This window comes from Tenacibaculum sp. M341, from assembly GCF_004337695.1.
GTDB lineage: Bacteria > Bacteroidota > Bacteroidia > Flavobacteriales > Flavobacteriaceae > Polaribacter.
This window is the reverse complement of sequence record NZ_SJXJ01000027.1, coordinates 40,576-50,495: the sequence shown is the minus strand read 5'-3', so window position 1 is coordinate 50,495 and position 9,920 is coordinate 40,576. Positions and strand designations below refer to the sequence as shown.

Annotated in this window: 8 protein-coding genes and 1 pseudogene; 5 read left to right on the top strand and 4 right to left on the bottom strand. The window is 30.8% G+C overall.

Going from position 1 to position 9,920, the window contains the following annotated elements; translation table 11 throughout:
• The 4 genes and pseudogenes from EYW44_RS22820 to EYW44_RS20100 form a co-directional block, all read right to left on the bottom strand.
• Positions 1-138, bottom strand: a pseudogene (locus EYW44_RS22820) (IS5/IS1182 family transposase); the annotation flags it as partial.
• Between the two features lie 288 nt (positions 139-426).
• Positions 427-1,665, bottom strand: coding sequence for a peptidase T (gene pepT / locus EYW44_RS20110; RefSeq protein WP_132727047.1), 1,239 nt, complete (start codon positions 1,663-1,665; stop codon positions 427-429).
• Between the two features lie 27 nt (positions 1,666-1,692).
• Positions 1,693-2,238, bottom strand: coding sequence for a hypothetical protein (locus EYW44_RS20105; protein WP_132727045.1), 546 nt, complete (start codon positions 2,236-2,238; stop codon positions 1,693-1,695).
• On the bottom strand, positions 2,235-3,308 hold the full coding sequence (locus EYW44_RS20100; protein WP_132727042.1) for a DUF3810 domain-containing protein: 1,074 nt from the start codon (positions 3,306-3,308) through the stop codon (positions 2,235-2,237). Before EYW44_RS20100 ends, EYW44_RS20105 begins: the two co-directional genes overlap by 4 nt.
• A gap of 127 nt (positions 3,309-3,435) precedes the next feature.
• Between EYW44_RS20100 and dnaB the strand changes: the two genes are divergently transcribed.
• From dnaB to EYW44_RS20075, 5 genes are all read left to right on the top strand, one after another.
• Entirely contained in the window at positions 3,436-4,962 is a 1,527-nt protein-coding gene (dnaB, locus tag EYW44_RS20095; protein ID WP_132727039.1) for a replicative DNA helicase, read from the top strand.
• A 74-nt stretch (positions 4,963-5,036) separates the two neighbouring features.
• Entirely contained in the window at positions 5,037-6,296 is a 1,260-nt protein-coding gene (locus EYW44_RS20090) for an asparagine synthetase B (RefSeq protein ID WP_207893821.1), read from the top strand.
• A 308-nt stretch (positions 6,297-6,604) separates the two neighbouring features.
• Positions 6,605-7,648: a hypothetical protein gene (locus EYW44_RS20085; RefSeq protein ID WP_132727036.1), complete on the top strand. Its 1,044-nt coding sequence runs from the start codon at positions 6,605-6,607 to the stop codon at positions 7,646-7,648.
• Between the two features lie 75 nt (positions 7,649-7,723).
• Entirely contained in the window at positions 7,724-8,596 is an 873-nt protein-coding gene (locus tag EYW44_RS20080; RefSeq protein WP_132727033.1) for a hypothetical protein, read from the top strand.
• 395 nt (positions 8,597-8,991) lie between these two features.
• A complete protein-coding gene (locus tag EYW44_RS20075; protein ID WP_132727030.1) occupies positions 8,992-9,837 on the top strand; it encodes a transketolase in 846 nt (281 codons plus the stop codon).
• Positions 9,838-9,920 lie beyond the last annotated feature (83 nt).

Genomic DNA, 9,920 nt, shown 5'->3' with positions numbered 1-9,920 from the left:
AACGCCTGTTTTTAGCTTATAAAGTATAGCATTAACTATCTCGTAAAGTGGTGCTTTAGGCTTAAATCCTCTTTTTGTTTCTGGTAAATATGGAACTATTTCTAATTCTATCATATCTTTGTTTAGTACTTGGTACATAGGGTTGTGTTTTTATGTTTCGCAACACAAATATCTACAACCCTTAATTTTTTCTCAAAAAAAGTCAAGATGACTTCAGTATCAAATTCAATACTTATTCGACATTTTTATAAAACTAGGTTAATAATTTATTAAAAAAAGATAAAAAATTTGTTTGTAATTGTAAAATAGTTATATATTTGCAGTAATTAAAATTGATAGGGAGTGTTTTTCATTCATTTGATTTTAATAGGAGGTTAATTAAGGACTCCGGCTCTCGCCGGAGTTTTTCGTGTTTTTGGACCTTTCTTATTTAAACTTTACTCCTACCTTTTCAGCAATTCCAACAATTACTTCAGTAGCTTTTATAATAGATTCCACAGGAACATATTCATATCTACCATGAAAATTATGTCCTCCAGCAAAAATATTCGGACAAGGCAATCCTTTAAATGATAATTGAGAACCATCTGTACCACCTCTAATAGGCTTTATTAAAGGTTTTATACCCATACCTTTCATTACTTCTTCAGCAATATCTACAATATGCATTACAGGCTCAACTTTTTCTTTCATATTAAAGTACTGATCTTTTATCTCTACTTCAATAGCTTCTTTACCTATTTCCTCATTTATATTTTTAGCAGTCTGCAACATTAATTCTTTTCTTTTTTGGAAAAGATCCATGTCATGATCTCTAATAATATATTTTAAAACAGTTTGTTCAACTTTTCCTTCCATAGTATGTAAATGAAAGAAACCTTCATAACCGGTAGTATGTTCAGGAACTTCTTTAGATGGTAATGCTTTAATAAACTCACTTGCAATTGTCATAGAATTCACCATTTTACCTTTAGCGTATCCAGGATGTACAATTTTACCGTTAATAGTAACTTCTGCTCCAGCTGCATTAAAGTTTTCATACTCTAACTCTCCAATTTGACTTCCATCCATAGTATAAGCCCATTCTGCACCAAATTTATCTACATCAAATAAATGTGCTCCTTTTCCAACCTCTTCATCAGGCGTAAAACAAATACGGATTTTACCATGCTTAATTTCTGGATGCTGAATTAAATACTCCATAGCAGAAACTATTTCAGTAACTCCGGCTTTGTCATCAGCTCCTAATAAAGTAGTTCCGTCTGTTGTAATAATTGTTTGCCCTTTGTACCGTAATAAATCTTCAAAATAAGAAGGAGATAAAACAATATTCTCTTCTGCATTTAATACTATATCTTCTCCATTGTAATTCTTATGAATTTGAGGTTTCACATTTGCTCCTGTAAAATCAGGACTCGTATCAATATGAGAAACAAAACCAATTGTTGGTACTTCATAATCTAAATTACTCGGTAAAGTAGCCATCAAATAACAATTTTCGTCTAGCTCTACCTCTTCCATTCCAATATCCTTTAACTCTTGCTCTAAAACTCTAGCTAAATCCCACTGTTTTTCTGTACTTGGAAACGCAGGATTATTTGGATCTGATTCAGTATCAATAGTTACATACTTTATAAATCGATCTATTATATGTTGTTTATTCATTGTTGTTATTTTAAAGTTCAAAAATAGCTATTTCAGCTGTATATTATTGACAAGTTTCACTGCTTTACAGATTCTATCTTCTACTAAAGAATCTCCATAAACTTCTGCCTTTACATGTAAAAAACCTGTTTCAGCTTTACTAAATATGTTTAAAACATGATATTGATACTTACCTTTTTTTCCTTTTGCTAAATTGTAATACGATTGATTGTTTAAAAAAGTAGTTCTACTAGACTTTACCTCCTCTAATGCTAAAGTTGTATTGTCATTCTTTACTTTTTGAATAAACTTATCATCTATTTCTGATGTATTAACAATAAAAGAAGCATCAATAACTGTTGTTTTTGTTAAGCTAATAGTGGTATCTGCTGTATAAATTGAAGAAACAGCGTCATCATAATATAAATTTGTTTTCCATTTTTTGGGAATATCAAAACTGAATAGCTTTTTGTAATCATCTACTTTTTCTAAGTTAGAATATGTAGCTGTTTTACAATTAAAGTCTTTAGCTATTTGATTAGAATTACAGCTATACATAGCTGCAACTAGTAAAATTAGTGTAAAATATCTCATTTTTTTTGTTGTTCGAAGTAAGCTATTAATAGATCAACTACATAGCTGTAAGATTTAATTCCTTTAGATTGATTATTTGCTTTTAAATAAGAATTATACCCTTTTTTGATGTAAGGTTCAATTGGATTTTCATATTTCTTCCAAAACAAATAATTATTCTTAAGCTCTTTTAAAATTCCTTTATTTGTTTTTTCTCTTAGCACACTGTAAAGTTCTTTATCCCTTTTCCTAATTTCTCGCATACAATATCTGTAAGCCATTCGATAACCAGAATATTGAAAATAAATATCATCACTATGAGTGGTAGCTAAAAAACCTACAAAATTAGCATCATTCTCTGCAGACCACCCAATTTGATGTGCTATTTCGTGGCATGCTGTAGCAGGAAAACCTGCTTTCGGTAACATTGAATTTACTTGCGCCTCTCCTGTTATTGGATTCAAATAACCTGCTGTACCATTATAAGATTGCAACAAACTAACTAAGGAATTTTTAATTGCTCTACTCTTATAGGCTAACTGCGGATATTCTTTTGCTAAACTTTCATAAGCATCAGAAGTTTTTCTAAAAATCTCTTTGTTTGAATATGGTACATCAATAACCAAAGTGTCATTTGATACTAGTTTAGTATGAATCTCATTAAATGCAAATGTAATTTTTTCTGTTACTTCAACTAACTGTTCTGTAGTGTATTCTTGTTGTTGCAAACCTAAATTCTCTGCTAATGGTTTTCTGAAATAATTAAATCCCCAAAACCAATAAAAACAACCATATATAACTGACAAAAAAGCAACAAATTGGACTGACTTAGGTATGATTTCTTTAAACCTTGTTTTGAAAAGTTTGGAAATTTCATAACAAAATAAACCTATCAAAATTAGCCCTAAAAAATCACCAAAAGAAAAAGGAATCCAACCTAAAAGAATTCTAAAAAAGCGCGATATAAATGGATACAATCCATTAGAGTAATACTCTTCAATAAAATCAGTTTTTTCACTTATAAACTTCACAAAAACAATCTGTAAAGGCAATAAAACTGCAATAATAACGTGTTTTTTATATGGCTTCATTTTTTCAAAAATAAAAACCTAATTTGTTATTAACAACTTAATAACAGTTTTGTTTACATTTTTTGTGAAAAAAGAAAAGTGAAAAGAATTAGAGATAATATCAACGTAAAAAATTACTTTTGTCACCATGGAAAAACCGCAAGGATTAAGAAGTGTTCGATCAGATAAATCTAGAGTTGTTAATTTAGAGAAAGGTAAGTTACCTCCTCAGGCAATTGATTTAGAAGAAGCTGTATTGGGTGCTATGATGATTGATAAAAAAGGAATTGATGAAGTAATTGATATCCTTCACCCAGATGCGTTTTATGATAAGCGACATCAAGAAATTTATGCAGCTATTTATGCTTTGTTTCAAAATTCTGAACCAATTGATTTATTATCAGTTTCAAATCAATTAAGAAAAGATGGTAAATTAGAAATAGCTGGTGGAGATTTCTACATTATAAATTTAACTCAAAAAGTAGCTTCTTCGGCACACATTGAGTTTCACTCTCGAATTATTCTACAAAAATATATTCAACGTAGATTAATTTCTATTTCTTCTGACATTATTGAAAATGCTTATGATGAAACAACAGATGTTTTTGATTTATTAGATGATGCCGAAGGAAAATTATTTGAAGTAACACAAGGAAACTTAAAGAAAGGAGCTGAAGTTGCTGAAAGTTTAGTACAACAAGCAATTAATAAAATTCAGGAAATTTCTAATAAAGAAGGGATGAGTGGTTTAGCCACTGGTTTTACAAAATTAGACGCATTGACTTCTGGTTGGCAGCCTTCCGATTTAATTATTATTGCAGCTCGTCCTGGTATGGGAAAAACGGCATTCGTAATCTCTATGGCTAAAAACATGGCCATTGAATTTGGCGAAGCTGTAGCTTTATTCTCGTTAGAGATGTCATCGGTACAGTTAATTACACGTATGATTTCTTCTGAAACCGGATTAACCTCTGAAAAACTTCGTAAGGGTAATTTAGAACCTCACGAATGGGAACAATTAAACGTAAAAGTAAAACGTTTATCTGATGCTCCTATTTTTATTGATGATACACCTGCATTATCTATTTTTGACCTTCGTGCAAAAGCACGTCGTTTAGTATCTCAACACAATGTGAAGATATTAATTATTGATTATTTACAGTTAATGACAGCTGGTGGTGCTGGAAATGGTAACCGTGAACAAGAAATATCTACTATTTCTCGTAACTTAAAAGCACTAGCAAAAGAATTGAATATTCCTGTAATTGCCTTATCTCAGTTATCACGTGCTGTTGAAACCCGTGGAGGAAGTAAAAGACCTTTACTATCTGACTTACGTGAATCTGGAGCAATTGAGCAGGATGCCGATATTGTATCGTTTATTTTCCGTCCTGAATATTATGGTATGACTGAATGGGATGATGATGATCATTCTCCGTGTGAGGGACAAGGTGAATTTATTGTAGCAAAACACCGTAATGGTGGTTTAGACAATATTCGTTTAAAGTTTACTGGGCACTTAGCTAAATTCTCCGATTTAGAAGAAGGTTTTAGTAGTGAATTCCAATCGAGTATGAATACTTTTGAATCTGGAGCATTACCATCTGCCGAAGATGCTTTTGGACCTGCTGAAACTAGTAGTAACAATAATTTTGATGATGACGTTCCGTTTTAAAATGTGAAACAAATTATAAAAAACTAATAAATACACAATTGCTAGTCAGTAATTGTGTATTTTAGTTTTTGAATATGAAGAAAATACTCTTAACCCTTAGTCTTATTTTAATATCAAACTCTATTTGGGCATCTTTTATATATGTTCCTATGAGTCATGATAATCAAAAAAATCATTTAAAAGCTTATGGTATTGTATACTATGCGCTTCAAAATGGTTTAAAAGCAAAATGGTTGTTAAATTACGATGGTGGCGCTTTTTTAATAGAAAATAATAGCGCCATTGAAAATGAGAGTAAAATTCGAGGAGTTTCTTATCAAATAATATCTGATGCGAAAGCTCAAATTATTTTAGAGGAAATTTCTTCTCCTAGTAAAAACCAAGAAGCAATTACACTTGAAAAAGCTCCCAAAATAGCAGTGTATTCTCCTAAAGATAAAATGCCTTGGGATGATGCGGTTACTATGGTACTTACCTATGCAGAAATTCCTTTTGATGTTGTGTATGATGAAGAAGTTTTAGGAGATAAATTACTATTATACGAATGGTTACACTTACACCATGAAGATTTTACAGGGCAATACGGTCGTTTTTACGGTGCTTTTAGATCTGCTCCTTGGTATGTGCAACAAAAGAAAAGAGCCGAAGCGTTGGCTGCTAAATTAGGTTACAGCAAGGTTTCTGAAGCCAAAAGAGCTGTATCTAAAAAAATTAGAGATTACGTAATTGGTGGTGGATTTATGTTTGCTATGTGTTCTGCTACAGATAGTTTTGATATTGCTTTGGCTGCTGATGGTGTTGATATTTGTGAACCAATGTTTGATGGTGATGCTTCTGAACCTAATTATCAATCGAAAATAGATTTTAATAAAACATTTGCTTTCAAAGATTTTGAGCTAATTAGAAATCCTACTACTTATGAGTTTTCTTCTATAGACATGACTAGAAAACGTAGAATAAAAAAAGAAACTGATTATTTTGTTTTAAAGGAGTTTTCTGCAAAATGGGATCAAGTTCCAACTATGTTATGTCAAAATCATACACAAATTGTAAAAGCTTTCATGGGGCAAACCACTTCGTTTGATAGAAGAAACGTAAAATCTACCGCATTAATTTTAGGTGAGAATACTACTAATGGAGAAGCTCGTTATATTCATGGTACGAAAGGAAAAGGGTTGTTTACATTTTATGGTGGTCATGATCCTGAAGATTATCAACATAGAGTTGGAGATCCTAAAACTGAATTAGACCTACACCCTACTTCTCCTGGATATCGTTTAATTTTAAACAACGTTTTATTTCCTGCTGCCAAAAAGAAAAAGCAAAAAACATAATAAGTTACTAAAAAATCGTATATCAACTTATTTCACCTTTCAAAAAGGGGTATAATCCTGTTTTACAGCTGTTAATGTTCTAGTAACATACAGTTAAGACTTCCGTAAAAAACCAATTGTAATTTTATAAATGTAACAATAAGACATTCGTTTTAATTATTAAAATTCAAATACTTAAAACGGTTTATTGTTCCTACTTAATTAAGTACTTCATTGTATTCAGTAGCCTGATCATCTATTGAATTCTTATCAAAGGCGATTACCGAAAAGCCTAAAAAGAGTAGGTATAGAAACTTTAAAATTACATTATGGCTACAACAACTTTAGAAGCACCTTCTAACGGAATTTTAGAAGCTCAAGGAGCACAATTAGAGGCACCAACTAACGGAATTTACAACACTCTTGTTCAATCTTTAAACTTAAGCGATCAGAGTTTCCAAATGATTCAAGGAGTTTTACCTGTGCAATCTAACGCAGAAGGTTTATACAACTACTTTGACGGAATTCCTCCACAGTCTGTAGGTGTTTTATATGAAGGAAATCCTTTAAACAACTTAAGTGGTAACTATGCTACAATGTTAAGTAAAACAGAAGATACTAACACTTTCTTATACAAGATTGCTTTTGGTAACTTTATGAACGTAAATAATTGGATTGGTGGTAGTGTTGGTGTAAATCCTAGATATACTCCTGAGTTTGCTGAACTTCAAAGAAGAGTAAACAATGGATCTACTGCTACTATACATTTTGATTCTCAAACTTGTAACTCTAATATTGAGCAATCTTGGGCAAAAAGTAATGGATCTTCTGGAGTTGGTTTTTGGGGTAAAAAATACAATAGTGTATCTGAACAATTAAACCAAGTAGCTTCTGCTAACAGAATTACTGTAGATATGCACTTTAACAAGTTTGCTTTCTTAGATGTAAGAGCTGGTGGATGGTTTTATTCAGGATATTTTACAGATATGTATAAAAATCCAGATCAATTTCAAGAAGCATCTGACTGGAATAACTTATTTGGTCCAGAAGGAAGCTTACAAAGAGTAACTAACCAATCTTTAATCGTTTCTGGTTATACAATTACTGTAAGATCTTGGGCTACTTATAGCGAATCTGAATTTAAAAAGATTCAAAAAAGTACAGAAACTAATGTATGGCCTTTCTACACTTCAGGTTCTTCTTCTTCTGCTACTTCTAGTTACAAGCATAATGAAGATAAATCTATCTCTGTAACAATTACTTCTCAACCAGGTGATTTACAAATTTTAGGAATGGGTGTAATTCCTACTGATAGAGCTGTAGTTGGTGGAAGTGCCAACCATTTAGCAAAAGCTCCTTCAAGATTAATCTAATCTTTCTTGAATAACAACATAAGAACACATGTAAACACATGTGTTCTTTATTTTTTAATGTTAACAAACTACATAATGACCTCATTTAATGAATTGGATAATCTAGTATTAGATAGTTTAGCCAACGTATTTAATTTTCAATTGAAAAATTTCACTTTTTACAACTCCCTCCCTACTTTAAATTTAAACAATAATGACTTAACTGAAATTTTAGATACCATACCCAATGGAAATCAATTTTTCAATACATCCAGTCAAAAAATACTATTTACTGAAATCTATCAAAAAATATTAGAAACTCAGAAAAAAACACCTGTTGCTGTATTTTTAGGTTTAGATAATTTTTATAATGAACAAAACAATAATACTTCATATACATATAAACCTTCAATTGAAGAAGTTCATAATAAAATTGAGAGTTCAGGAAATATTAAAATTTTAATTAGCTCTAAAAATGTTCATCTTCAAAACAACTCTTACGAATTATTAGATGACTTCATAAAAAAAGTAGCAACATCAAACTTTAAAATTAGTATTACTTTTAACAAATCAACTAGCTTAAACATTACTTATGGCAACTGGTTTTATTCAGGTGCATTTATTTACACTTTCCAATCTCCAAATAATTGGACCCCCTCTATTCTTTCTTGGGATGATATTTATAATGAAAATACTGGCATTTTACATTATTTAAATTCTAAGATAGTAGTTGTTTCAGGGATAAAAATTCATGTTTTAATTACTGGCAACTTTACAATTGAAACCGTAAATCTTTTAAATGACATTTCATATCCTCTCTTTTTCTCCTTTCATAAAAATGCTAAAGATTTAAACATTAGCTATTTTTTAGAATCGAATAAAAATATTTCTATTTTAATCTCTTCTAAAACTGATGATATTCGTTTATTAGGAACTCAATTTTCAGCTGTAAAAGATTGTATGAAATAGGGTGTTTTTCCTTAACATAATTTAATTTATTAATAATTTTTTGTCGAATTTTACTTCAAAAACCACCTATTTCATCAACAAAAAGACTCACAAAAACTAATAAATCATTTAATTTTTGAAAATGTCACTTTTTATTAAAACTTAATTTACAACAAGTTAGATGTTTTAGGACTCTTAATTCAAGAATTCGGACAATAAAATATTGTGTAAATAATAGAATAGTTTTTACTTTGGGGTCTATAAAGGGTTCGTAAAAACGATGAACATATATAAGGACGGGGAAATTCCATCGAAAAAGAAAAGTATAACTTAAATACGTAACGAACCCTTTTTTAATTTATTTATTGGCAATTGTTACATAAACTATTACTTTTGTTGCTACAAAAAATAACACAATGCCAACAACGAAACAACTTCAAGATTTTACACAACAGGTTCGTAGAGATATTTTAAGGATGGTACATGCCGTGAATTCTGGTCACCCAGGTGGTTCTTTAGGATGTGCTGAATTTATTTCTTGTTTATACCAAGAGGTAATGGAATATTCTACTGATTTTACTATGGATGGAATAAATGAAGATATGTTCTTCTTATCTAACGGACATATTTCTCCTGTTTTCTATAGTGTGTTATCTCGTAGTGGATTTTTCCCTGTATCAGAATTAGCTACTTTTAGAAAATTAGACTCTCGTTTACAAGGACATCCTACTACTCACGAACACTTACCTGGTATTAGAATTGCTTCTGGATCTTTAGGTCAAGGAATGAGTGTAGCAATTGGAGCTGCAGAAGCTAAGAAGTTAAATAATGATGATAAGATTGTATACTCTTTACATGGTGATGGAGAGTTACAAGAAGGACAAATTTGGGAATCTGTAATGTATGCATCTGCTAAAAAAGTAGACAACTTAATTTCTACTGTAGATGTAAATGAAAAACAAATTGATGGTACTACAGATGAAGTACTTGCAATGGGAAGTTTAAGAGCAAAATTTGAAGCTTTTGGATGGGACGTTTTAGAAGTAAAAGAAGGAAATGATATTGAAGCTATCTTAAAAGGAATTGAAGAAGCTAAATCTCGTACAGGAAAAGGAAAACCAGTTTGTATTCTTTTATATACAGAAATGGGGAATGGTGTAGATTTTATGATGCATACTCATGCTTGGCATGGTAAAGCGCCTAACGACGATCAGTTAGCTACTGCTTTAGAACAAAACCCAGTTACTTTAGGAGATTATTAATCAAGCCTTTATAAAACAGTAAACGCCACAATTTAAATTGTGGCGTTTCTTTTTTTATAATCTTAACAAATTGCCATAAACAA

Bases quoted from the DNA above. Each gene is read 5' to 3' on its own strand.
- EYW44_RS20100 (WP_132727042.1), bottom strand. From the start codon at position 3,308: ATGAAGCCATATAAAAAACACGTTATTATTGCAGTTTTATTGCCTTTA.
- pepT (WP_132727047.1), bottom strand. From the start codon at position 1,665: ATGAATAAACAACATATAATAGATCGATTTATAAAGTATGTAACTATT.
- EYW44_RS20090 (WP_207893821.1), top strand. From the start codon at position 5,037: ATGAAGAAAATACTCTTAACCCTTAGTCTTATTTTAATATCAAACTCT.
- dnaB (WP_132727039.1), top strand. From the start codon at position 3,436: ATGGAAAAACCGCAAGGATTAAGAAGTGTTCGATCAGATAAATCTAGA.
- EYW44_RS20075 (WP_132727030.1), top strand. From the start codon at position 8,992: ATGCCAACAACGAAACAACTTCAAGATTTTACACAACAGGTTCGTAGA.
- EYW44_RS20080 (WP_132727033.1), top strand. From the start codon at position 7,724: ATGACCTCATTTAATGAATTGGATAATCTAGTATTAGATAGTTTAGCC.
- EYW44_RS20105 (WP_132727045.1), bottom strand. From the start codon at position 2,238: ATGAGATATTTTACACTAATTTTACTAGTTGCAGCTATGTATAGCTGT.
- EYW44_RS20085 (WP_132727036.1), top strand. From the start codon at position 6,605: ATGGCTACAACAACTTTAGAAGCACCTTCTAACGGAATTTTAGAAGCT.